The following is a 22,806-nucleotide window of genomic DNA, read 5'->3' as shown; positions in this document are numbered from 1 at the left end:
GACAGTGTCCGCAATGCCCGTTACGGCGTCAATAAAGAGTGACGGGCGACGAATTCGGCGGCCGATTGAACAACTGTGGCGCACCACACGTTTCTTGAAGGTATGGAGGAGCCCCTGGTACCGCTAGTACCCATGTCCCACACCGCACACATACGAAGCCACCGGAAGCCCCGTCGCAACGCTCCGTCGCTCGCGATGCGCGCCGGAGTTGCCGGTGGCGTCCTCAGCACCCTGGCAGTGGCCGGCGCGGCGGGTTCGGCGAGCGCCGCCGAGCCCGTGACGCAGACCATGGAACTGCCGACCCTGACGGCCGATCTGGCCACGCAGGTCGCCGAGTCCGCGGACGCCACCCAGCAGGCCGCGGCCAACTACCAGCTGCAGGCGGAGCGCGACGCGGCGGCCGCCAAGGCCGCCAAGCAGGCCAAGGCCGACCTGGCCGACGCCAAGACGAAGGCCGAGGCCAAGAAGAAGGCGGCCGAGGCCGCGCGCAAGGCCGCGGCGGCCGACGCCGTCTCGCGTTCCTCGGCGCGGACCGTCCTGTCGGCGAGCGCGTCCACGTCCACGAACGTCGCCGCCCCGGCCAGCGGCAGTGTCGCGACCGTCGTCGCCTTCCTGAAGGCTCAGGTCGGCGACGCGTACGTCATGGGCGGCACCGGACCCAACGCGTGGGACTGTTCCGGGCTGGTGCAGGCGGCGTTCAAGCAGGTCGGCGTCGACCTGCCGCGCGTCTCGCAGGACCAGTCGGTGTCCGGTACGCCGGTTTCCCTGTCCAATGTCCAGGTCGGCGACATTCTGTACTGGGGTGCGGCGGGTTCCGCGTACCACGTCGGGGTGTACATCGGTAACGGGCAGTACCTCGACGCGGCCAACCCCTCCAAGGGTGTCGTGATCCAGGACCTCTCGGGCTACCCGGCCACGGGCGCGGTGCGCGTGCTCTGACCCACGGGTGACTTCCGGAGGACCGCTTCCTGTGCGGGGAGCGGTCCTTCGGGCTGTCCGGAAGGCGTCGGAAGACCGATCTTCGGGCTGTTTCGCGCACGCCGCGCGACGGCTTCCGCCAGGGTGGTGACCGGTACCGGAGGGCGGCGGACCGCCGTCGGCCGCGGTGCCCGTGTACCGAAGGAGACAGCGATGCCCCGTGTGTTCGTCCAGGGAAGCCCGGTCGGCTCGTACCCGTCGCTCACGCCGGAGGCCCGGCGCGGAACCGTGCGGCGGATCACCGAGGTCGGGGAAGAGGTCCTGCACCGCCCCTGCCGGGACGTGACCGAGTTCGGTCCCGATCTCGCCGCGCTCATCGACGACATGTTCCTGACCATGTACGTCGCCGACGGCGCCGGCCTCGCCGCGAACCAGGTCGGTGTGGATCTGCGGCTCTTCGTCTACGACTGCCCCGACGACGACGGCGTCCGGCACGTCGGCCACATCGCCAACCCCGTCCTGGAGCGGCTCGCACCCTCCGGCCGCCGCCTCCTGGACGAGGGCGAGGGGTGTCTGTCCGTCCCGGGTGCCGTCGTGGACGTGCCCCGCCCGGACCGGGCCGTCGTGCGGGGCGTCGACAAGGACGGGGACCCGCTCGTCATCGAGGGCACGGGGTACTTCGCGCGGTGTCTGGAGCACGAGAGCGACCATCTCGACGGACATGTCTACCTGGACCGGCTCTCCCGGCGGGACCGCAAGGACGCCCTGCGGCAGGTGGCCGAGCGGCGCGAGCAGGTGGTGGCCCGTCGCGCCGCCAAGGAGTCGGAGCTGTCGCGGTGACCGCTCGGGCGGCTCGTGCGGCGGGTGACCGCTCGGCGGCCCCGTCCGGCAGGTGGCCGTCGGGGGCCGCGCGGGTCCCGTTCGGTCAGGCCTTCGGGGCTACCTTCGAGAGGCCGTTGATGATGCGGTCCATCGCGTCGCCGCCCGTCGGGTCGGTGAGGTTCGCGAGCATCTTCAGGGTGAACTTCATCAGCATCGGGTGGGTCAGGCCGCGCTGGGTGGCGATCTTCATGACCTTCGGGTTGCCGATGAGCTTCACGAAGGCGCGGCCGAGCGTGTAGTAGCCGCCGTAGGTGTCCTTGAGGACACGCGGGTAGCGCTGGAGGGCCAGTTCGCGCTGGCCCGGGGTGGCGCGCGCGTGGGCCTGGACGATGACGTCGGCGGCGATCTGGCCGGACTCCATGGCGTAGGCGATGCCCTCGCCGTTGAAGGGGTTCACCAGACCGCCGGCGTCACCCACCAGCAGCAGGCCCTTGGTGTAGTGCGGTTGACGGTTGAAGGCCATCGGGAGGGCCGCGCCGCGGATCGGGCCGGTCATGTTCTCGGGGGTGTAGCCCCAGTCCTCCGGCATCGAGGCGCACCAGGCCTTCAGGACCTCGCGCCAGTCGAGCTCCTTGAAGGAGTCGGAGGTGTTGAGGACACCGAGGCCGACGTTCGAGGTGCCGTCGCCCATGCCGAAGATCCACCCGTAGCCGGGCAGCAGACGGTCCTCGGCGCCCCGGCGGTCCCACAGCTCCAGCCACGACTCCAGGTAGTCGTCCTCGTGGCGCGGCGAGGTGAAGTACGTGCGGACGGCGACGCCCATCGGGCGGTCCTCGCGGCGGTGCAGGCCCATCGCGAGGGAGAGACGGGTGGAGTTGCCGTCGGCCGCGACCACCAGAGGGGCATGGAAGGTCACCTCCCGCTTCTCCTTGGAGTCGGCGTCGCCCAGCTTCGCGTGCACGCCGGTGATACGGCCGGTGCGCTCGTCGATGATCGGGGCGCCGACGTTGCAGCGCTCGTGCAGCCGCGCGCCCGCCTTCTGCGCCTGGCGTGCGAGCTGTTCGTCGAAGTCGTCCCGCTTGCGCACGAGTCCGTAGTCGGGGAAGGAGGCGAGATCCGGCCAGTCGAGCTGGAGGCGCACGCCGCCGCCGATGATGCGCAGACCCTTGTTCCGGAGCCAGCCGGCTTCCTCGGAGATGTCGATGCCCATCGACACGAGCTGCTTGGTGGCGCGCGGGGTCAGACCGTCGCCGCAGACCTTCTCGCGCGGGAAGGCCGTCTTCTCCAGGAGCAGGACGTCGAGTCCCGCCTTCGCCAGGTAGTACGCGGTGGTCGAACCGGCTGGCCCGGCCCCGACGACGATGACGTCGGCGGTGTTTTCGGAGAGCGGCTGGGGCTCGGTCACGGCGGGTTCTCCCCAAGACTCGAAATCAACGTGCCGACGGGCACTGGACATGGGCAGTCTATGCAGCGGTACCGATCACCCGGCTGAAGGGCTGCCCCGTGAACCGAGCTCTCCCCGATGTACGCCTGCGCGTTCCCACCGACGAGGACGCCCTCGCCTGGCACCGGGTCTTCGACGACCCCGAGGTCATGGAGTTCCACGGGGGCCGCGCGGCCGAGCGGTCCGTCTACGAGGAGCTCACGGCCCGCCAGCGGCGGCACGACGCGGAGTACGGGTTCTGCCTGTGGACGATGGTCGGTCCCGGGGACGAGGTACTGGGCTTCACGGGCGCGCAGCCGTGGCCGCACGCCTGGGGTCCGGCCGGGAAGATCGAGATCGGCTGGCGGCTGGGGCGGGCGCACTGGGGCAAGGGGTACGTCACGGCGGCGGCGCGGACCACGCTGGAGCGGGTCCGCGCGGCGGGCGTCACGGATGTCGTCGCCATGGTCAACGCGGGCAACGCCCGTTCCATCGCGGTGACGAGACGGCTCGGCATGGAGCTCGCGGAGCGGTTCACGCTGCCCGCGTCGCAGCAGGAGGGCCACCGCTACCGGCTGGCCCTGTGACGGATTCCGGCGCGTCTCCTCATGGCTTCCGGAAGGGCACGGACGAGGTTTACCCTTCCGGTACCGCTGGGGGTGACGTCTGTGCGCATAACACCCAAGACACCCGAAGTGCGCGTGCCGCGGCTCGTCGGCCTGATGGCCGTGGACGCGCGTGAGACGGCAGAGGCGCGTGGTGTTCTGCTCGCCGCGCCCGACCGGCCCGATTTCCCTCGGACGGTCGTCGACTACGTCGTACGGCAATTTCCGCAGCCCGGTGCCGAGGTGCCGCGCGGAGCCGTCGTCACGGTGTGGTTCGACCTGGGGGACGCCGAGGGCGGCGCCGGAGTACGCGAACCACGTCCGCCCCGTCCGCCGTCGGGCGGGCTGCGCCGCGAACTCGACCTGCCCGGCGACCCGTTCGCGGTCCTCAGGTAACAGCACCGGACGGGTTCGCCGGCGGGTGGACGCCGAGCGGGGTCAGGCCGGCTTGTAGCCCCGGTGGAGGGCGACGATGCCGCCCGTCAGGTTGCGCCAGGCCACCTTCGACCAGCCGGCACCGATCAGCCGCTGGGCCAGTTCCGGCTGGGTCGGCCAGGCGCGGATGGACTCGGCGAGATAGACGTACGCGTCGGGGTTGGAGGAGGCGGCGCGGGCGACCGGGGGCAGCGCGCGCATCAGGTACTCGGTGTAGACCGTACGGAACGGCGCCCAGGTGGGGTGCGAGAACTCGCAGATCACGACGCGTCCGCCCGGCTTGGTCACGCGGTACAGCTCGCGGAGCGCGGTGTCGGTTTCCTGCACGTTGCGCAGTCCGAAGGAGATCGTGACGGCGTCGAACGTGTCGTCCTTGAAGGGCAGCCTGGTCGCGTCACCGGCGGTCAGCGGCAGCCAGGGGTGGTTGCGCTTGCCGACGCGGAGCATCCCGAGGGAGAAGTCGCAGGGGACGACGTACGCGCCGGTGCGGGCGAAGGGGAGCGACGAGGTCGCGGTGCCGGCCGCGAGGTCCAGGATCTTCTGCGCGGGCCGCGCGTCGACCGCCTTCGCGACCTCCTTGCGCCACGCCCGGTCCTGTCCGAGCGACAGCAGGTCGTTCGTCAGGTCGTACCGTTCCGCCACGTCGTCGAACATCGAGGCGACTTCGTGCGGCTGCTTGTCCAGGGATGCGCGGGTCACGGTCCCCATTGTGGCAGTACGGACCCGACGGCTCTCCGGCGCCCGGCCGGGAATCGGGCTCCGTTCCCCGCATACGGGAAAAGCGCCGCATCCGCCCCCGTGAACCACGGGGAGGTACGGCGCTGTCCGACGGCTCCGGTGTCCGCCGTCGGCCCGGCGGGCTGCGGGCTCCGGCCGTCGGTCCGAGGGGCTGCTGTCGCGGGCCGGGCACTACCGCACGGGCTCCGGGATCTCGGTGGACGGCGCGGTGATGGTGAGGTTCGAGCCGCTACGGCAGCAGCCGGGGTCGTTTCCGGGCGGCCACGTCCTCGACCCAGCCGAACAGAGGGATCGCGACCCAGATCAGCACCCAGCCGACGGCGAACATGAACCACTGGCTCTCCAGGGGCAGCCATTTCTCGAAGGCGGGCACCTTCCAGAACTGGTCGATCAGCGGGACGGCCAGGATCAGCGCGATCTCGTGCCAGAGGTAGATCGTCACCGCCCGCCCGTTGAAGACCGTCACCGCGCGGTCGAGCCGCCTGAAGCGGGCCAGCCAGGCGAAGTCGACGTCGTAGTACGCCTTGAAGTACATCAGCGGCGTCACGAAGCCCGCCGACCAGAAGGCCTGGGCGAGGGGTATGTCGTCGAGGTCGTACGTGCCGTACTCCGCGCGGTGCGCGAGGGCGTACCAGCCGCCGTACGCGAGCGCGGCCGCCGAGGCGAGGACCACCGCGGCCGGCTTCAGACGCTGGAGCACCCCCTCGCGGTGGGCGAAGCCGAGGAGCCAGCAGAAGAGATAGGTGGCGAGGTCCGTGAGGGCGCTGCCGAGGCGGCCGTCCGGCGGCTGCCACTCGTACTGGAGGACCACGACCGGGACGAGCGAGAGCAGCAGCACCGGGATCGGGGCCCTGCGGAAGATCTTCAGCAGCAGCGGGGAGAGCAGGACGAACCAGAGGTACGTGCGCAGGTACCAGAGAATCTCCCAGGCCTGCACGCCCCACTGATTCCCCGGAGGGTCGCCGACCGGGACGACCCAGAACACTATCTGCCAGCCCGGCATCCAGCCGTGGATCAGCATCGCCACCACGACGAAGAGGCCCCAGAACCAGAACGGCGGCAGCAGGCGCCGTATTCGGCTCCGGACCACGGTGAGGGCGGGGCGCTCCAGGGACTTGGCCATCAGCGTGCCGGCGAGCGCGAACATCACGCCCATCGACGGGAAGACCAGTCCGGCCCAGGCCCAGCCGAAGGTGTGATAGGTGACGACACGGACCAGGGCGACGGCGCGGAGGGCGTCGAAGTACCGGTCCCGGCCGCCCCCCGCCCCCTTCTCACGGGAAGGGGATGGGACCGGGGACGAGACCGGCCCGGTCGTCGCCGTCGCCTCCTCCTCCGCCTCCACCGTCGCCGCCGTCTCCGTCTCCGTCTCCGTCTCCGTCAAGACAGGGTCCTCCGGCCCGGGAACGTACTGCCACCGCTCCTCGTACGGAGCCGACTGCTCGTACGCCATCGGCTGCTCGTACGACGGGGTCCGGTCGTACGGGAGCCCTTGCCCGGGGTCGTGGGCGTACTCGCCGCCGTACCCGTACGCGGGGCCGTGACCGTACCCGCCGTCGTACCCGGAGCTGTGCCCGTACCCGTATCCGTACTCGCCCTCGTACCCCTGGCCCTGCTGTTCCGCGCCCCAGGTCATCTAGCTCACCCCCGCCGGGGTTCCGACCTCGCCCGTGCGCTTGAGCTTCTGCCAGCGGAGCCGGCCGCCGGTCAGGGCTGTGACGCAGGAGTGGATCAGGACCAGGTACATCATCTGGCGGTAGGCGAGTTGCTGGAGCGGCAGCATCGCGAGGTAGCGGTACCTCTCCCGGTCGAGCCGGAACGCGTAGGCCGCGCAGACCAGTTGGACCGCGAGGACGGCAAGCCAGGCGATCAGCGCGGCCCGGAAGTCCACGAAGATCATCGAGTAGAGGGTGAACACGTCGATGAGCGGCGCGAAGACCGGCGTGACGATCTGGAAGAGCACCACCAACGGCATGCCCACGCGTCCGAAGCGGCCCGAAGGCCCCTTGTCCGTCAGGGACTTGCGGTGCTTCCACAACGCCTGCATGGTGCCGTACGACCAGCGGTAGCGCTGCGACCAGAGCTGTTTCAGCGAACCGGGCGCCTCCGTCCAGGCCTTGGCGTGCTCCTGGTAGACGACCCGCCATCCCGCGCGGTGCATGGCGATGGTGATGTCGGTGTCCTCGGCGAGCGTGTCCTCGCTCATGCCGCCGACCCCCAGCACCGCGTCCCGGCGGAACGCGCCGATCGCGCCGGGGATGGTGGGCATGCAGCGCAGCAGGTCGTACATGCGGCGGTCGAGGTTGAAGCCCATCACGTACTCGATGTGCTGCCAGGCGCCGATCACGGTGTCGCGGTTGCCGACCTTGGCGTTGCCCGCGACCGCCCCGATCTCCGGGTCCGCGAAGGGCTGCACGAGCTGGTGCACGGCGTCCGGCTCGAAGACGGTGTCGCCGTCCATCATCACGACGATGTCGTGACGGGCGTTGCGTACACCGTTGTTGAGGGCAGCGGGCTTGCCGGCGTTCTCCTGCCGGATGACCCGGACGTTCGGCATGCCGAGCGACTCGGCGATCTCGGACGTGTTGTCGTCGGAGCCGTCGTCGACCACGATGATCTCGATCGGATGCGTGCTCCTCGCCAGCGACTTCAGGGTGTTGGCGATGCATTCCTTCTCGTTGTACGCGGGCACGATCACGGTCACCGGCCGGGTGACCGTCGGTCCCCAGCTGAACTTCCCGCCCCGGCCGCCTCTGCGCTTGCGGTTGCGCTGCCGGTGGTGACGGCGGGCGAGGATCAGCATCATCCCGAAGCGGCCCATGACGGCGACGCCGACGACCACGAGGAACCAGGACAGCGCCGGGACGACCCATTCGGCGACCGCCACGGCGTAGACGAGTGCCTTGCCCTCGTAGAGGGTCGCGCCGTCGGCCTTCCGCTGGCCCGCCTGCGCGGCGGCGCTCGCGATGCCACCCGCCGCCGGACCGGTGGCCGCGGAGGTGCCGCCGGACCCGGACGCGCCCCGGTTCGGAGCGGCCGCGGACGCGCTCTGGTCCGACGCGGCCGCAGAGGCGCCCCGGTCCGGTGCGGCCCCGGACGCCGACCGGTTCAGTTCGGCCTGGGCGCCGCTGACGGTGGTGAAGGTGTAGCCCTTCGCCTTCATCTTCTTGATGTACGTGTCGAGCGCCTCGACCGTCTGCGAGCGGTCGCCGCCCGCGTCGTGCATCAGGACGATGGCGCCCTGGTTCTTCTTCGGTGTCGCCCACTGGACGATCTTCGAGACGCCCGGCTTCTTCCAGTCGTCGCTGTCGGTGTCGACGAAGACGCTGGTGTAGCCGAGGCCGCCGAGCTCCTTGTAGACGGGCCAGCTGTAGTTGTCGACGGCGCTGATCTCCGACGAGTACGGGGCACGGAACAGCGTGGTGGTGATGCCGGCCGCGCCTGCGAGGGCCAACTGCGTCTGCTTCAGCTCACGTTGGAGGCGCGTGGTGCTCTGGTAGGAGAGGTCGACGTGGGTGAAGGTGTGGATGCCGACCTCGTTGCCCTGGTCCACCAGGTTCTTCACCACGCCGGGGTAGCGGGAGACCATCGAGCCGACCAGGAAGAAGGTGGCGTCGACGTCGTTCTTCTTCAGGACTTTCAGGACTTCGGGCGTCCAGTTGGGGGTCGGCCCGTCGTCGAAGGTGAGCACGATGGTCTTCTTCGGCACGGACTGCGTCTTCGCGGTGCCGCCGGTGAACGTCAGGATGGGCCCGCCGTCGAGGATCTTCTGGGGGACCTTGTCGTAGGCCGCGCCGTCGCGCACGCGGGCGTCGTTGCCGATCTCCGAGCGCAGATAGCCGTCGAGCAGCATGACGCTGATGAGCGCCAGCAGGAGCATCAGGGCGAGGATGACACGGGGTTTCTGCAGCGCGGCGGCCTTCCCTGCGGCCCGCTCCAGCTTGGAGGGGGCCCGCCGGCGGCCGCGCGCCGGTGTCGTCGTGGTCATGAGAGTGGGTGCGCCCCCGTCACTCGGCGCCGGTGGAGGCGGAGGCCCCGGCGGTTGTCGTGGTGGTGGAGGACGCACCGGCCGTCGCCGTGGAGGCGGAGGAGGGCGTGGACCCGGTGGGCGGACCCGACGGCGGGGTGCCGGTGGGCGCTCCGTCCGGCGCGCCGCTCGGGGCGGTGCCGGCGCGCGGTCCGCCGTAGCCCCCGCCGGGGGCGGAGCCGGCCCGGCCGCCGTCGAAGGGGAGGAGCGAGGAAGGCGTCAGCGAGGTGCCCCAGCCCATGAAGGCCATGCCGAGCACGACGGCATAGCCGAGACAGCCGACGCAGACGAGCATCCCGACTCTGCTCAGCAGGCGGGCACGGCGCCCGGAGTTGTCAACGAACACGGGGCCGGCCTCGGCCCCGCTGCCGCGTTTGCGGCGACGGCCACGCACTGGGGCATGATTTTCGACGGCGGACTCGGATTGCATTCCCCAGACGGTAGGACGCGTTTATGTGTCAGAAACTCCGAGTTCCGTATGAACGAACCATGAGAGAGGCCCCAACCTGTATTTTCTCTATGAGAATCGAGAAATGCCCACGCAGCTCAGGCCTGATGAATATGGGAGATATGCACCCTTCTGGAGTCCAAATAACCCCCTTTGTCGGCATGTTCGCCCACGATTCTTCTTCGCGATCTCCATTCCGTATTCCGTTCCGGATGTGACACATTTCCAGTCGGGGAACAACCGTTTGTTTCTGTCCTGAGACAGAGATCACAAGGCGTCGCAAGATGTCGCGAGAGATCACAACAGATCACGAGAGTGGGTGCGTGCGGAATGCGGAGTTTCCTGAGGCCGGCCGCGGGGGTCGTCTGCGTGGTGGCCCTGGCCTGTGCCGGGTGCTCCTCGGGGGGCGGCGGCGCCTCGGACCCGGCGTCCGCGGGAGCCGGCCGGACGACGGCCGCGGCGGCGTCACCGAACCCGGGCACGACGAAGTCGTCGGCCACCTCGTACGCCCCGTACGTGAGCGCCACGACCGCCGCCGACACCGACGCGGCGGGGTCGCCGACCACGTACAACCTGGCCTTCGTGATCTCGGACGGCGGCGGCTGCACACCGGAGTGGGACGGCAACTACGCGATCGGCGACACGGCCGTGAAGTCCCGGGTCTCGGCGCTGAAGAAGTCCGGCGCGCGGGTGCGGGTGTCGTTCGGAGGCGCCTCGGGCAAGGAGTTGGCGTCGACGTGCGACAACGCGACCGACCTCGCCGCCGCTTACGGGGCGGCGCTGGACGCGGCCGGCTCCACCCAGGCGGACTTCGACGTCGAGGGCGCCCAGTTGAGTGACTCCGCCTCGGTCGCGCTGCGTTCCGAGGCCATCGCGCTGCTCCAGAAGAAGCGCCCCGGACTGACGGTGTCCTTCACCCTGCCCGTGATGCCGTCCGGCCTCGACGCGGACGGCCTGGCCCTCCTGGAGTCCGCCAACGACCACTCGGTGGACGTCTCCACGGTCAACATCATGACCATGAACTACGGCAGTTCGTACGCCGACGACATGGGCGACTACGCGATCACGTCCGCCGAGGCGGCCCACGAGCAGCTGAAGAAGGTGTTCGGGCTGTCGGCCGCCGATGCCTGGCAGGGGCTCGCGCTCACCTCGATGATCGGCGTCAACGACGTGGACAACGAGACGTTCGGGCTCTCGGACGCGGCGCAGGTACGGGAGTTCGCCGAGAAGAAGGGGGTGGCCTGGGTGTCGATGTGGTCGACGTTCCGGGACCGGCAGTGCGAGAAGGGCAGCGCCACGGCGGGCGACGCGGCGACCGACTGCAGCGGCGTGCAGCAGAGTGCGGGGGCGTTCGCGAAGGCGTTCGCGGGCTGAGCCGGCGGCACGTGCCGTGATCAGCGGCTCCGGTACACCAGCCGCCCGCCGATCACGGTCGCCACACAGGTTCCCGGACCGAGCCGGACCAGTTCGGCGCGGTCCGCCACGTCGAACACGGCGAACCGGGCGGGGCCGCCCGGCGCGAGCCCCGGCAGCATGATCAGCGGGGTCGGGGACAGCGACGCCGGCCCCGCGAGCCGGTCCGGCCGCCGCCCCACCGCGAGACCCACCCTGCGCACCGCGTCGACCACGGCTCGCGACCGCAGCTCCCCGGCCACCGCCACCGTGCCGTGCGCCAGCAACCGCTGGATCCCGCGCCGCGCGCTCGCGCCGACGCGTGCGGGATCGGCGCGGAAGATCCGCTTGGCCCGCTCCCCGCCGATGGGCTCGGTGCCGAAGCCCTCGGCCTCACGCGGGTCCGGGTGGTACATGCCCTCCAGGAGCTCCGGGCCGTACGGGTTGAGCAGCCCCGGCGTCAGGATGCCGGGCCAGCGCCGCACCTTCGCGTCCGGATGGGCAGCGGCCAGTTCCTCGTACGGGCCGACGGCGGCGACGGCTGCCCCGTCGACCAGGACCGAGGTCCCGGCCGACTGCTCGGCTACGTGAAGTGTCAGCACGGCGCGGCTAGTTGGAGGCCAGCAGCTTCAGCTCGGGGTGCGCTGTGCCGCCCTCGATCGCTGTCGAGGAGATGTGGGACATGACGCGCTCGTCGACCGGGTCGTTCGCCGGGTCGTCGTGGACGACGATGTGCTCGTACGTCGTGGTCCGCTGGGCCGGGACACGGTCCGCCTTGCGGATCAGGTCGATGATCTCCATGCGGTTGGAGCGGTGCTTGGCACCGGCGGAGGAGACGACGTTCTCCTCCAGCATGATCGAGCCGAGGTCGTCCGCGCCGTAGTGCAGGGAGAGCTGGCCGACCTCCTTGCCGGTGGTCAGCCAGGAGCCCTGGATGTGGGCCACGTTGTCGAGGAACAGGCGGGCGATCGCGATCATCCGCAGGTACTCGAAGAGCGTCGCCTGCGTGCGGCCCTTCAGGTGGTTGTTCTCGGGCTGGTAGGTGTACGGGATGAACGCGCGGAAGCCGCCCGTCCGGTCCTGTACGTCGCGGATCATCCGCAGGTGCTCGATGCGCTCGGCGTTGGTCTCGCCGGTGCCCATCAGCATGGTGGACGTCGACTCGACGCCCAGACCGTGCGCGATCTCCATGATCTCCAGCCACCGCTCGCCGGACTCCTTGAGCGGGGCGATCGCCTTGCGGGGGCGGGCGGGGAGCAGCTCGGCACCGGCACCGGCGAAGGAGTCGAGTCCGGCCGCGTGGATCCGCTGGATGGCCTCCTCGACGCTCACCTTGGAGATACGGGCCATGTGCTCGACCTCGGACGCGCCGAGGGAGTGGATGACCAGCTCGGGGTACGCGCCCTTGATCGCGGCGAAGTGCTTCTCGTAGTACTCGACGCCGTAGTCCGGGTGGTGCCCGCCCTGGAACATGATCTGGGTGCCGCCCAGTTCGACGGTCTCGGCGCAGCGGCGCAGGATGTCGTCGAGGTCGCGCGTCCAGCCCTTGGCGGTGTCCTTGGGGGCCGCGTAGAACGCGCAGAACTTGCACGCCGTGACGCACACGTTCGTGTAGTTGATGTTGCGCTCGATGATGTACGTCGCGATGTGCTCGGTACCCGCGTACCTGCGGCGGCGCACGGCGTCGGCGGCCGCGCCGAGCGCGTGCAGCGGGGCGTCGCGGTAGAGGACGAGCGCCTCTTCCGGAGTGATCCGCCCACCCTCGGCGGCACGGTCCAGCACGGACTGAAGGTCGGCCTTCTCGGTCACCGGGAGCGTCCCTTTCGTAAGGGTTGTGGACAGACCCGACCACCCTACGCCAGCCCACCGCAGCGGCCGACGTCAGGCCCGCCGGCCCGACGCGCCGACCGAGGCCAGGCCCACTCGACCGGCCCGGCACACCGGGGCCGTTCGGCCGTGCGGCTTCGGCCACGCGAACCGGCCGCCCCGGCCGGCGTCAGGCCGCGTAGGCCCCGATCAGCAGCCCCACGTACGCCCCCGCGATCAGGAAGGGGCCGAACGGGATCGACGTCTTGCGCCCCGCGCGCCGCGCGATCACCAGCACCGTCCCGTACAGCGCGCCGAACAGGAACCCGGCGAAGGTCCCGAGGACGACCACGCTCCACCCGTACCAGCCGAGCACCGCGCCGAGACCGAGGGCGAGTTTCACGTCGCCGAAGCCCATGCCGTTCGGGTTGACGAGGAAGAGCACGAAGTACCCGCCCCCGAGCGCGAGCGCCCCCAACAGCGCGGTCGGCCAGTCCCCCGTGTGCTCGGGCAGCGCGGCGGCCGCCCCGAGCAGCACGAGCGCCGCCCCCGCGAGCGGCAGGGTCAGCGCGTCCGGCAGCCGCTGCACCCGGAAGTCCACCACGGCGAGCAGGACGCCGAGCGGCGTGAGCAGCAGCCAGACGCCCAGCTCCGGGCGCGTACCGGTCGCGGCGGCGAGCCCGGCGCAGAGCAGGGCGGTGACCGGCGCGACGAGGAGGACGGCGGGGCCGTAACGGGTTCCGCCCGGCGAACGGGCGAGCCCCAGCCATCCGCGCGCGGCCCCGGTGATCGGCTGCCCTTCGGGACAGCGGTCCCGCCACGGTTCGTCGGGGTCGACGGCGAAGCGGTACGCGGGCCGGGGCACCAGGAGCCCCGCCGCCGCGCCCCAGAGTGCGGCGACGGCGACGAGCCAGAGGTCGAGATCCACGCGTTCCCCCCAGGAAGAGTGACTCCGGAGTGACTCCGGTGCGACGGCCAAGACAGCCACGATGGCCAAGACAGCCACGGCAGCCACGGCAGCCACGGAACCCGTACCGTCGGCGGGCTGCCTCGATACGGATCCTGCGGCCGAGTCGGTGCGGTCAGCTCACCGCGGCCGCGCCGCTCCGCCAGGCCGGCAGCAGTTCGTCGAGCAGCGCCTCCGTGCGGGGCGGCAGCCCGCGCGCCCCGCTGCGGGCCACCAGGTCCGCGGCGAGCCGCTTCACCTTGTCCTCGTCCCCCGTCGCGTGCGTCGCGCGCAGCAGTTCGTTCCACAGCCGTTCGTCCGCCGGTGCCGAGTTCATCGACGCGTTCAGCGCCTCGATCGCCTTCTCCGCCCGGTCCTTCTCCAGATGGAACGCGGACAGGGCGAGGCCGATGTCCGCCACGAGCAGCGGCAGTTGGGCGTCGATGATCTCGTGGGTGAGCCAGCCGTAACGTCCCTCGGGGCGGTCGGCGAGCAGCGGACCGCGGACGAGGACGAGCGCGTCGGTGAGCAACCGCCCGCGCACCACACGGCTGTCGACGCCCTTGCCCTGTGTCGCCTCGTGGTACAGGGAGCGCAGCACGTCCAGGTCGGAGACGACGGACTTGGCGAGCGTGAGCCGCCCGGTCGCGTCGGCGCCGAGGCGGGGGGTGCCGTCGGGGTCGGTGCCGAGCCAGCCGCGCAACCGCTCGACGAGCGCGTCCCGCACGTCCTCGGTGACACCGCGCGGCCACAGCGCGGAGGACAGCACCCGCGGGTGCACGCCTTCGCGGTGCAGCAGGAGCAGCGCCAGCGCCTCGTGCAGCAGCGGGCTGCGTTCGCCCTCGGGCGTCTCCAGGCCGATGATCTCGTACGGGCCCACGAGCCGCGCGTACACGGCGGGCCGCCCTTGTTCGCTGATGTCGACGAGGAACGGCGGGGAACTGCTCGGCCCGTCGGGTCCGCCCTCCGGGTCCGCCTCGACGAAGAGTTCCACGACCGCGCGCTGCTGGGCCACCGGCAGCATCTGCGCGTCGAGTTCGAGTCCGAGGAGCGGAGCGAGCAGCTTGCCCTCGCGGGTGATCTCCATCTCCCAGGCCGCGCCCGGCAGTTCGCCGCTCTCGGTGCCGACGAGATAGCCGATCCCCAACCGCCCTGCGTCGGCGGCCAGTTCGGCGAGCCTGAGGGCGTCGACGGGGGACGGCTCGGCGGCGAGGAGGACGAGATGCGGGGCCCAACGGGTGTGCTGGGCGGGCCCGGTACGGCCGGTGAGCACGGAGTCGTGTCCGGCGGCACCCAGCGCGCCGCGCCGCTGCCTGGTCTCGGCCTCCATGGTCTCGACGAGCGCCTCGATGTCGTCGAGGTGGCGCAGCCGGTTGGGCGCGAGCGGCGTCAGGTCCTCGCCGAAGCCGACGAGCGTGATCGTCATGCGGTCCGACCAGCCGTTGGTGGCCAGTTCGGCGGCGACGGAGGCGAAGACGGCCGCGCGGTCGGTCGCGCTTCCGCTCAGGGAGACGATGCCGGGCACGGCCTCCAGGTTGAGCAGGAGCCGCGAGTCGTCCATGGTGCCGAGGCTGACGAGGCCGGGGTACGGGGCGGCGGTGTCGGTCTCCTCGTACCGCTCGGCGTCGGCGCGTGCCAGCATCCAGAACGTCTGGTCCTGGCCGAGCTGCCACGGCGCGGGCGGCTTTCCGGCCGGCTGGGCGAGCTGGAGGTGCAGATCGCCGTCGCCGCCGAGCCAGGCCGCGTAGACGGTCGGCAACGGGCGGGACTCGGCGGCGAGAGCGGCCGCGAGTCCGCGCAGCGACAGATCGAGGAGACGTACGCCTTCGGGGTCGGCGCCGACGAGCAGCGCGTCCTGGGCGTCCTGAGCGGATCCGGTGGGAACCGGCGGCTCCATTCCCCGGTGCCCGCGGACGGCACCGAGCGCCGACTGCCACAGGGCCTGTCGGCGGCGCCGGCCGAGGGCCCCGAGGAGGCCCGCGGCGAGGAGGGGTGCGCCGACGAGGGCCTCGGGCAGCCCGAAGGCGGGCCCGCTCTCCGCGGCGGCCGGCTGCGAGCTCTGTCCGTCGCGCGAGTCCGCGGCGGTCTCGTCGGAGGCGGCGCGCTCACGCTCCTGGTCAGGGTCGCCGCCGGCCCGCTGCTGGGGCACGCGGAACTGCGCGGTGTCCCGGTCGGTCCGGCCGCTCCGGTCGGCGCCGCTGTCCTGCCGGCCGTCGGCCTGCCGGTGATCGCCGGTCTTCGCGTAGTCGTGGATCTGCTGCTGGATCTGCCGCTCGGCCTGCTCCGGGATCCCGGGCTCGGCGTCGGGCATCTCGACGAGCTCGCCGCCGTGGGCGTCGCCGGGCATCTCCATGATCCAGCCGGGCCGGATGAGGCTGGCCTCGGACAGTTTGGACCCGTCGGGCTGCGTACGGTCCTTGTTGAGCTCGTAGATCTCCTTGTACCGGCGCCCGTCGCCGAGGTGGCGCTGCGCGACCTCCCAGAGCGAGTCGTGGTGACGGCCCTCGGGCGGCTGGATCCGGTAGTACTTCGTGTCGCCGTGCCGGGCGGAGGTGCCGCCGTCCGGCCGCGACGCGGCCTGGGACGCGGCGTCGGCGGCCTGTTCGGCGACGGCCGCGGCCGCTTCGGCGGCGGCCCGCTCCTGCTGCTGCCCGAACAGCCCGCCCGGGGTCTGCTGGGCGGCGGCGACGGAGCCGTGCTGGTTGCCTTCCAGGCTCTGGCCGAGCTGGGAGAGTCCCGGGGTGAAGCTCGCGGCGGCGGCGCCGACGAGCAGGAGTGCCGCGACGAGCTGACGGGCCAGCAACTGGCTCGCCCCGGCGCCCGGTACGCGGTTCGGCAGCCCGACGCCCGACAGCGCGGCCTTCATCTCGACGAGGACGCACGCGGTGAACTGCGCCCACGCGAGCCACACGAGGACCGTCAGCACGTGGATGAACGTGCCGACGGTGATCTCCTGCTGGAGCCAGTCCACCGAGGGTGCGCCGTGCGGCAGCGGCCAGCCCACGGCGACCACCAGCGCGCCGGGCACGCCGACGAGCAGCACCAGCAGGGCGACGAACGCCCCGAACGCCTTTACGAAGTCCCCGAACGTCCGACGACGCCGGGGCAGGGGCTGCGGCGTCCGATTCCTCGGACCCGGCGAGCCGCCCGTCGAACTGGAGTTGGTGCGTCGCGCCATGGCGGGTGTCCTGGGGTCGTCTGATGAGGGCGTGAGTTCGGGGGGTGGCCCGAGCCTACTGAGAGTCTAGGGAGGGTGTCGAAGGTCGGGCAGACGGCATTGACGACCGCCCGCCCGTTTCATCACCAACCACCCGGGACAACCGAGTTGCCGCCGCAGCCCGGGGGCCGCCACCCCCGTCGGACCCTCACACCCTTCACAGCATCTGCGGGACGCTCCCGGGGCGGGTCCGGACACCGGTGCCGATGCCGAGCCGGTGCCGGTGCCGTGCCAGACGAAAAAAGACCCTGCCCCGAGGATTCGGGACAGGGTCTTCGTGGAGCGCCGGGCAGGCCTTGCACCTGCATTTCCCCGCAGGAAGCGGGGCGTCTTTCCTTGGACCACCAACGCGTGACCGGTCTGTGCGACTTCCGCCGACCAGCTCGAGATCAATATTATCAGAGCATCGCGCCGGTCCCGTCACACCGCCGAGACGCCTACCCCGGTTCGGCCGGGGTCCACGCCCACCTGTTTCGCGAGGGTTCAGGAAGCCGGCCTCGCGCCTACGCCGCCGCCAGATCGCACCACACGTACTTGCCGCCGTCGCCGCCCTGCCGCAGCGGATGCCAGCCCCAGTCGTCGGCGCACGCCCGGACCAGGAAGAGCCCCCGGCCCGCCTCCTCCTCGCCGGAGGCCACCTCCACGTCGTACGGCGGCGGCACCGGACTCGCGTCCCACGCGCCGATCCGCAGCACGGGATGTGCAGGGTGTAGGTCCAGGGCTCGGATTCAGGCATGCGTGAACTCCGTTCGCGGCATGAGGAGTTGATCGGGGCCGGCGATTCCGGGCGGTGGCGGTGCCACAGCCGTCACGGCAGGACGGAGTGGTGCGCTTCCGGGGTCCCGGCATGTCGCAGAGTGACCCTCGCATCACTGAAGGTAGACCTAATTATTTAGATTTCACAAGGCGGTCGCGTAATCTACCCCCGGACGAGTCACGTTCCTAGGCGCGCCGAGAGGGGAAGCCGATGGCATTGAGGCGTGACCCAACGGCACGTCAGATGCGCCTGGCGGCCGAGCTGCGCAGACTCCGCGAAGCGGCCGGGCTCGCATCGCGAGAAGCGGCCACACTGCTCGGAGTGAGCCCCGCGCAGATCAGTCAGATCGAAGCCGGCCTCGCGGGCGTGAGCGAAAAGCGGCTACGCCGGCTCGCGGCACAGTACGTCTGCACGGACGAAGCGTTCGCGGAAGCCTTGGTCGCCATGGCCACCGACCGGACACGCGGGTGGTGGGAGCTGTACCGCGGCTTGCTGCCCACACCGTTCCTCGACCTCGCCGAGCTGGAGCACCACGCGACATTCCTGCGGGACGTTCAGTTCCTCTACGTCCCCGGCCTTCTCCAGACGGAGCAGTACGCCCGTGCGGTCTTCTCGTACCGCGTACCTGAACTCCCTTCAGAGGAAGTCGAGTTGCGCGTGCGGCACCGCATGCAGCGCAAGGCGCTGCTCGAAACCCCCACGCCCAAGCGGTACGACGGCGTCGTCCACGAGGCGGCACTGCGCATCATGGTCGGCGACCGTGCCACCTCAAGGGCCCAACTCACTCATGTGCTGGGCCTCTCCGAAGCCGAGCACATCACCGTGCGCGTGATCCCCTTCGACCTGGAGGGGTTCGGTGGCGCCACGAGCGCCATGACCTACGCGGGAGGACCGGTGCCCAAACTGGACACCGTCGTGCGCGACGCTCCCCAGGGCGCCACATTCATCGACTCCGAAGCCCAGCTCAACGCCTACCGCACGCTCTTCCATAAGGTCGAGGAAGTGTCGCTGGACGCCGACCGGTCCCGCGACTTCATCCACAGGTTGGCGAAGGAGCTGTGAGAGGTACCCATGAGCACCCCTGACAACTGGCAGAAGTCGTCCTACTCGGGGCCGGGTGACGGCGACTCCTGCGTCGAGCTCGCCTCCAGCCCCGTAGCGCTCCACCTCCGTGAATCCGACACCCCCGGCACCGTCCTCACCACCACGCCCGCCCCCGTCGGCCACCTCCTCCAGGCCGTACGCACCGGAACGGTCGCCGTGCCCCGCGCGTAACAGCCCTTCGACGAAGCTCAGTTCGGCGTTCCACTCGCAATGATCAGCGCGATACGTTCACACGTACGTTCTAATGCAGAGGTTGCGGGTGTTACGGGGGAACGCGTGTCGAACAGGCCGGCGGACTGGCACATACTCGACCTGGACCACGACCCGACGCCGGGCGACCCGCAGCGGGTGCGCAGACTCGCGGGCTCGCTGCACGACTTCGCCGACGACGTCGCGGACATCCTGCGGGACGTCAAGGGGCTGGCGAACGACGACGCGGTCCTGAAGTGGGCGGGCAAGACGGCGGACGCCTTCGCGTCGGAGTTCGAGGACGTCCCCGGCCAGCTCAAGAAGCTCAAGAAGTCCTACGACATCGCGGGCGACGCGCTCGCCTCGTACTGGCCGGACCTGGACGACGCCCAGCAGAAGGCGGACAAGGCGCTGAGCGACGGCCGCAAGGCCCGCCAGGACCTGTCCACGGCCAGGACCGCGCTCTCGGGTGCCGACGACTGGGTGCACACGGCCACCGCGAAGGCCGACTCCTACGACCCGGACAAGCACCGCGGCAAGAACGTGCCCCCGCCGGACGAGGCGGACGTCCGGCGCGCGACGCGTGACGCCCAGCACGCCAAGGAGCGGCAGACCGCCGCGCAGAAGGACGTCGACGACGCCCAGGGGCTGCTGGACGCGGCGAAGAAGCTCGCCGCCCATGCGAAGGGGCTGCGCGAGGACGCCGCCCGCCGCACGGTGAAGAAGCTCCACGAGGCGTCCGACGCGGGTATCCACAACCGGCACTGGTGGGAGGAGCCCGTCGACTGGGTCTCCGACCACTGGGACGAGATCGTCACGGTGTGCAAGTGGGTCGTGACGATCGTCGGCGTCATCGTGATGATCGTGGGCGGCCCGCTGGGCTGGCTGGTCTTCGCGGCGGCCCTGATCGTGCTCGCGGACACCGTGAGAAAAATGCTCAACGGCCAAGCGGGCTGGGGCGATCTGATCTTCGCGGTCCTCGACTGCATCCCCGCCACCAAGGGCTTCACGAGCCTCGCCAAGATGGGCAAGCTCTGGAAACTGGGCGGCTTGCGCGCGCTGGGCGGCGCCTTCATGAAGGGGATCGGCGGGGGGCTGCTGAAGACAGCCCGGAACCTCAGATCGGGAGAGGCCCTCCGGGGTATCTACCGGCCGTTCAAGGGGTCCACGCGCCTCTTCGGGGGCACGATCCCCTACCGCGAACTGTCCCCGAAGGCACGCCAGCTCGCCAAAGCACTGACACGCGGCCCTGTGCGCATCCGTCCGAACGAAGTGAATGTCTCGCACATGGCCGAACTTCAGAAGTTCCACGGTGTCGAGCATGCCGTGGTCCAGAATCCGGCCGGTGAACTGCGACTGTTCCAAGGGACGGAATATACGACCAGGGTTCCCGATGAACTAGCCGACGACGGCTACAAGTTCATCGCCCACACGCACCCCGAGGACCGAATACCCGGGCCTCCGGACGAGTTGGAAGCCGCACGCAACACCAGGAACAGCATGACTCGCGACCTGGACAACAAGATGAGTCCCCACATGGAAGTCGTGATCAGCCGGGACGGAAATCTGAGATTCTTCGACAACAACGGGGTGTTGGAGCTGCCTCAAGGAACCTATCCCCCTGGCGGACCCATCAGTGACCGGGGCGGGCTTGTTCCTGTGCCCGGCATATAGTCCAAGCACTCGGTGAAGCAGGCTCCCGAGACCTGACCAGCAGGAGAACCATGCCCGACATCAACCGTTGCCAGATCTGCGGCGAAGCGGCTCCCCCGATCGACGGCCAGTGTGGAGAGATCACCGGATACCGCCTGGTCCGGGATCCCTGGTCCGATTCCCCGTCCTTCCTCGACGGCAATCTCCACTTCTCATGCCTTGAGGAATCAGACAGACGTGGCGAGTTCCACGCGGAGTTCGTCCACCTCGTTCAGTCCGGGCACGAAGAGATCCCCGGCCTGGAATCGTCGCACCCGCCGTTGACAAGGATGGGCCTGAGCATGCGCCCTGTCTTCTCGGGAGACGCGTGCGACATTTTCCAGAGCCGACTGTCCGATCGCTGGATGCTCGTGAAGAAGACCGGTCCGTGGTTCGGCTTCGGCCTTCCCCAGCTCCGGGCCATCGGCTCGGGCGAGATTCCGGTCTCGGCTTCCGAGGTGACCCGATACCGGCTTCCCGTCGACCTTGGAGACAAGGTCGGCAGGTATGGACTTTCCGAACTCCTGGAGTCCCTCGGGGTGGCGCACCGGTACGCCGACGCGGATGAACTGGCCCGCGTGCAATACCGTTTCCGCGATTACTACGCGCCGAAGAGGCTCATCGACTACGTAGCCGTGGCGCCCCTGCCGCTACCCGAGGAAGCCCGAACCTTCCTCGCCGCCCACGCGAAGACGTACACCCCCGTCACCTTCGACGAAGAGGACGCGTGATCGAGTACACGTACAAGGAAGGCCTTTGGGCCGAGACCGCGGTGACGCTGGTCGTCCGCAAGCAGGACCTGGACGCCGATCTCGTGACCCGGACCATCTCGCTCCCTCCGACGTCGGTCCGGAGGCCGGGAAGCGACCACCGCGATCGGGTGTCACCGCCCCAGGGCGGACTGTGGGCACTCCAGGTGCACGACAGACTGCCGGGAGGGCTGAGCGATCAGCTCCGCACCCTCATGGCCCTGGTCGAGCCCCGCTCCTCCTCACTGGCCCAGCTAACCTCCCAGGGCTACGACATCCACCTCGACCTCTTCGGATTCGTCGGGCACGGAGCCACGCTGGTACTGGCTCCCGATGTCGTCCGGAGGGCGGCCGCCCTCCGCGTTCCCGTCACGATCACCACCAGCGTCAGCGATCGGTGAGGATCCACATGAAACTCTTCTCTTCATGGGGCACTCCCCGAGCCGCCCTGCTCATCACCGGGCGGAACCTGGAACCGCAGGACATCACGGCCGCGTTGGGCATCACGCCCACGTTCTTCAGGAAGGCGACGCGCGATGCGCCGTTCCGGCCCGGCGAGGGATGCTGGGCACTCCAGGTGACCGGTGCGCCGGAGCAGGGATTCGACGGGCTCGTCGACGAACTGGTCGCGCTCATCTCTCCCGCTCTGGAAGAGATCCAGGACATCCGCCGCCGTGGACACTCCGTGCGGTTGGACCTGAGCGGCCACGTGCGGAGCGGTTCCCGGACCTTCCTCTCCCCTTACACGCTGGCGCGCGCTGCCCGGCTCGACCTGCCTGTGTCCCTCACCACGGACGCCGATCCCCCCGCCCGGTCCGAGGATCTGCTGGACTGGCTGCCCGCCCCGGACGGATCGCACCGGGCCACCTGAAGGAAGGCGTCCGACCTTGACCGCAAGCTCCACCTCCCCGGAGAGCCCCGGCCTGTCCTCGGGCTTCTCGCTGTCCGTCCCGGACTCCTGGTGGGAGTTCGACATCCGTCCGGAGGGCCGGGACGCGACCGTCCGCGCGCTGGTCGACGAGCGGATCCGCGAGGTTCCCGAACTCGCCGAGTACCGGGGCGACCTGGCGGCCGTGCTGCGCAAGATGGCCAAGGACGCGTACGACTCGGGGGCCGTGTACATGGGCTGCATGGCCGAGAACTTCGACGGCGTCCCGCTGACCGCGACCCTCACCGTGTCGGTGCTGGGCGCCAGGAACAAGCAGGGCGTGGCGCTGTCGACCGACCCGCGTGCCATCGCCGAGAGCCTGGGGACGGTCACCGCCCGCCGCGAGGGCGACGCCTGGCGCAGCGTGACGACCGTCGACATCGCCCAAGTCGGTGTCGCCGCCCGGACGTTCGGCGTCGAGGACATACCCGTCGCCCAGGGCGACACCCGTACCCTTCGTATGGTGCTGACCCAGACGTACATTCCGGTCCCGGGAACCACCGACCAGGTCGTTCTCGTCTCCGGAGCCAGCCCGGTGCTCGACCTGGCCGAGGCGTTCCACGACATCTTCGACGCGGTGACCGGCACGTTCCGGTTCGTCTGACCGGGA

22 protein-coding genes are annotated in these 22,806 nt (G+C 70.3%); 12 read left to right on the top strand and 10 right to left on the bottom strand.

What is annotated here, in order from left to right; genetic code table 11:
• The first annotated feature begins 102 nt into the window (after positions 1-102).
• Both OG410_RS24315 and def read left to right on the top strand, forming a co-directional pair.
• The gene (locus OG410_RS24315) at positions 103-939 is read left to right on the top strand and encodes a C40 family peptidase (protein WP_329301135.1); all 837 of its coding nucleotides are present in this window, start codon (positions 103-105) and stop codon (positions 937-939) included.
• Positions 940-1,131: 192 nt separating this feature from the next.
• On the top strand, positions 1,132-1,758 hold the full coding sequence (def, locus tag OG410_RS24310) for a peptide deformylase (RefSeq protein ID WP_328670818.1): 627 nt from the start codon (positions 1,132-1,134) through the stop codon (positions 1,756-1,758).
• Positions 1,759-1,843: 85 nt separating this feature from the next.
• Here def and OG410_RS24305 read toward each other — a convergent pair whose 3' ends face one another.
• Positions 1,844-3,145: a geranylgeranyl reductase family protein gene (locus OG410_RS24305; RefSeq protein ID WP_326786165.1), complete on the bottom strand. Its 1,302-nt coding sequence runs from the start codon at positions 3,143-3,145 to the stop codon at positions 1,844-1,846.
• 98 nt (positions 3,146-3,243) lie between these two features.
• On the opposite strand from OG410_RS24305, the gene OG410_RS24300 reads away from it, so the two are divergent.
• Positions 3,244-3,750 carry a GNAT family N-acetyltransferase gene (locus OG410_RS24300; RefSeq protein WP_326786166.1) on the top strand — a complete coding sequence of 169 codons (507 nt, stop codon included), beginning with the start codon at positions 3,244-3,246 and terminating at the stop codon, positions 3,748-3,750.
• Between the two features lie 81 nt (positions 3,751-3,831).
• On the top strand, positions 3,832-4,164 hold the full coding sequence (locus OG410_RS24295) for a PASTA domain-containing protein (RefSeq protein WP_326786167.1): 333 nt from the start codon (positions 3,832-3,834) through the stop codon (positions 4,162-4,164).
• Positions 4,165-4,206: 42 nt separating this feature from the next.
• Here OG410_RS24295 and OG410_RS24290 read toward each other — a convergent pair whose 3' ends face one another.
• The 4 genes from OG410_RS24290 to OG410_RS24275 form a co-directional block, all read right to left on the bottom strand.
• Positions 4,207-4,902, bottom strand: a complete 696-nt coding sequence (locus OG410_RS24290) for a demethylmenaquinone methyltransferase (protein ID WP_329301134.1) — start codon at positions 4,900-4,902, stop codon at positions 4,207-4,209.
• Positions 4,903-5,170: 268 nt separating this feature from the next.
• Entirely contained in the window at positions 5,171-6,577 is a 1,407-nt protein-coding gene (locus OG410_RS24285) for an acyltransferase family protein (protein WP_329301133.1), read from the bottom strand.
• Positions 6,578-8,929 carry a bifunctional polysaccharide deacetylase/glycosyltransferase family 2 protein gene (locus OG410_RS24280; RefSeq protein ID WP_329301132.1) on the bottom strand — a complete coding sequence of 784 codons (2,352 nt, stop codon included), beginning with the start codon at positions 8,927-8,929 and terminating at the stop codon, positions 6,578-6,580. It lies immediately after the preceding gene.
• Between the two features lie 19 nt (positions 8,930-8,948).
• Positions 8,949-9,314: a hypothetical protein gene (locus OG410_RS24275; protein WP_329301131.1), complete on the bottom strand. Its 366-nt coding sequence runs from the start codon at positions 9,312-9,314 to the stop codon at positions 8,949-8,951.
• 432 nt (positions 9,315-9,746) lie between these two features.
• On the opposite strand from OG410_RS24275, the gene OG410_RS24270 reads away from it, so the two are divergent.
• Positions 9,747-10,790, top strand: coding sequence for a chitinase (locus OG410_RS24270; RefSeq protein ID WP_329301130.1), 1,044 nt, complete (start codon positions 9,747-9,749; stop codon positions 10,788-10,790).
• A gap of 20 nt (positions 10,791-10,810) precedes the next feature.
• On the opposite strand, the gene OG410_RS24265 is transcribed toward OG410_RS24270, so the two are convergent.
• From OG410_RS24265 to OG410_RS24245, 5 genes are all read right to left on the bottom strand, one after another.
• Entirely contained in the window at positions 10,811-11,410 is a 600-nt protein-coding gene (locus tag OG410_RS24265) for an imidazolonepropionase-like domain-containing protein (RefSeq protein ID WP_329301129.1), read from the bottom strand.
• Between the two features lie 7 nt (positions 11,411-11,417).
• Positions 11,418-12,617, bottom strand: a complete 1,200-nt coding sequence (gene mqnC / locus OG410_RS24260) for a cyclic dehypoxanthinyl futalosine synthase (RefSeq protein WP_326786174.1) — start codon at positions 12,615-12,617, stop codon at positions 11,418-11,420.
• 187 nt (positions 12,618-12,804) lie between these two features.
• The gene (locus OG410_RS24255) at positions 12,805-13,542 is read right to left on the bottom strand and encodes a prepilin peptidase (protein ID WP_329301128.1); all 738 of its coding nucleotides are present in this window, start codon (positions 13,540-13,542) and stop codon (positions 12,805-12,807) included.
• Between the two features lie 154 nt (positions 13,543-13,696).
• Entirely contained in the window at positions 13,697-16,738 is a 3,042-nt protein-coding gene (locus OG410_RS24250) for a BTAD domain-containing putative transcriptional regulator (protein ID WP_329301127.1), read from the bottom strand.
• Between the two features lie 542 nt (positions 16,739-17,280).
• On the bottom strand, positions 17,281-17,472 hold the full coding sequence (locus tag OG410_RS24245) for an ATP-binding protein (RefSeq protein WP_443063791.1): 192 nt from the start codon (positions 17,470-17,472) through the stop codon (positions 17,281-17,283).
• A gap of 272 nt (positions 17,473-17,744) precedes the next feature.
• On the opposite strand from OG410_RS24245, the gene OG410_RS24240 reads away from it, so the two are divergent.
• The 7 genes from OG410_RS24240 to OG410_RS24210 all read left to right on the top strand — a co-directional run bounded on the left by OG410_RS24240 (position 17,745) and on the right by OG410_RS24210 (position 22,800).
• Positions 17,745-18,596: a helix-turn-helix domain-containing protein gene (locus OG410_RS24240; RefSeq protein WP_329301126.1), complete on the top strand. Its 852-nt coding sequence runs from the start codon at positions 17,745-17,747 to the stop codon at positions 18,594-18,596.
• Between the two features lie 9 nt (positions 18,597-18,605).
• The gene (locus tag OG410_RS24235) at positions 18,606-18,809 is read left to right on the top strand and encodes a DUF397 domain-containing protein (RefSeq protein WP_329301125.1); all 204 of its coding nucleotides are present in this window, start codon (positions 18,606-18,608) and stop codon (positions 18,807-18,809) included.
• Positions 18,810-18,914: 105 nt separating this feature from the next.
• Positions 18,915-20,501: a WXG100 family type VII secretion target gene (locus OG410_RS24230; RefSeq protein WP_329301124.1), complete on the top strand. Its 1,587-nt coding sequence runs from the start codon at positions 18,915-18,917 to the stop codon at positions 20,499-20,501.
• 50 nt (positions 20,502-20,551) lie between these two features.
• A complete protein-coding gene (locus OG410_RS24225; protein ID WP_329301123.1) occupies positions 20,552-21,250 on the top strand; it encodes a hypothetical protein in 699 nt (232 codons plus the stop codon).
• Entirely contained in the window at positions 21,247-21,669 is a 423-nt protein-coding gene (locus OG410_RS24220) for a DUF4279 domain-containing protein (protein WP_329301122.1), read from the top strand. Before OG410_RS24225 ends, OG410_RS24220 begins: the two co-directional genes overlap by 4 nt.
• Before the next feature lie 8 nt (positions 21,670-21,677).
• Entirely contained in the window at positions 21,678-22,139 is a 462-nt protein-coding gene (locus OG410_RS24215) for a DUF4279 domain-containing protein (RefSeq protein ID WP_329301121.1), read from the top strand.
• Between the two features lie 16 nt (positions 22,140-22,155).
• Positions 22,156-22,800, top strand: a complete 645-nt coding sequence (locus tag OG410_RS24210; protein ID WP_329301120.1) for a hypothetical protein — start codon at positions 22,156-22,158, stop codon at positions 22,798-22,800.
• Positions 22,801-22,806: the final 6 nt, after the last annotated feature.

It is taken from the genome of Streptomyces sp. NBC_00659, from assembly GCF_036226925.1.
Classification (GTDB): Bacteria; Actinomycetota; Actinomycetes; order Streptomycetales; family Streptomycetaceae; genus Streptomyces.
This window is presented reverse-complemented; position numbering and strand designations above follow the sequence as displayed.

Coding starts and splice junctions, on each gene's coding strand:
- OG410_RS24240 (WP_329301126.1), top strand. CDS start 17,745: ATGGCATTGAGGCGTGACCCAACGGCACGTCAGATGCGCCTGGCGGCC.
- OG410_RS24225 (WP_329301123.1), top strand. CDS start 20,552: ATGCCCGACATCAACCGTTGCCAGATCTGCGGCGAAGCGGCTCCCCCG.
- OG410_RS24270 (WP_329301130.1), top strand. CDS start 9,747: ATGCGGAGTTTCCTGAGGCCGGCCGCGGGGGTCGTCTGCGTGGTGGCC.
- OG410_RS24285 (WP_329301133.1), bottom strand. CDS start 6,577: ATGACCTGGGGCGCGGAACAGCAGGGCCAGGGGTACGAGGGCGAGTAC.
- OG410_RS24235 (WP_329301125.1), top strand. CDS start 18,606: ATGAGCACCCCTGACAACTGGCAGAAGTCGTCCTACTCGGGGCCGGGT.
- def (WP_328670818.1), top strand. CDS start 1,132: ATGCCCCGTGTGTTCGTCCAGGGAAGCCCGGTCGGCTCGTACCCGTCG.
- OG410_RS24280 (WP_329301132.1), bottom strand. CDS start 8,929: ATGACCACGACGACACCGGCGCGCGGCCGCCGGCGGGCCCCCTCCAAG.
- OG410_RS24250 (WP_329301127.1), bottom strand. CDS start 16,738: ATGGCGCGACGCACCAACTCCAGTTCGACGGGCGGCTCGCCGGGTCCG.
- OG410_RS24315 (WP_329301135.1), top strand. CDS start 103: ATGGAGGAGCCCCTGGTACCGCTAGTACCCATGTCCCACACCGCACAC.
- OG410_RS24215 (WP_329301121.1), top strand. CDS start 21,678: ATGAAACTCTTCTCTTCATGGGGCACTCCCCGAGCCGCCCTGCTCATC.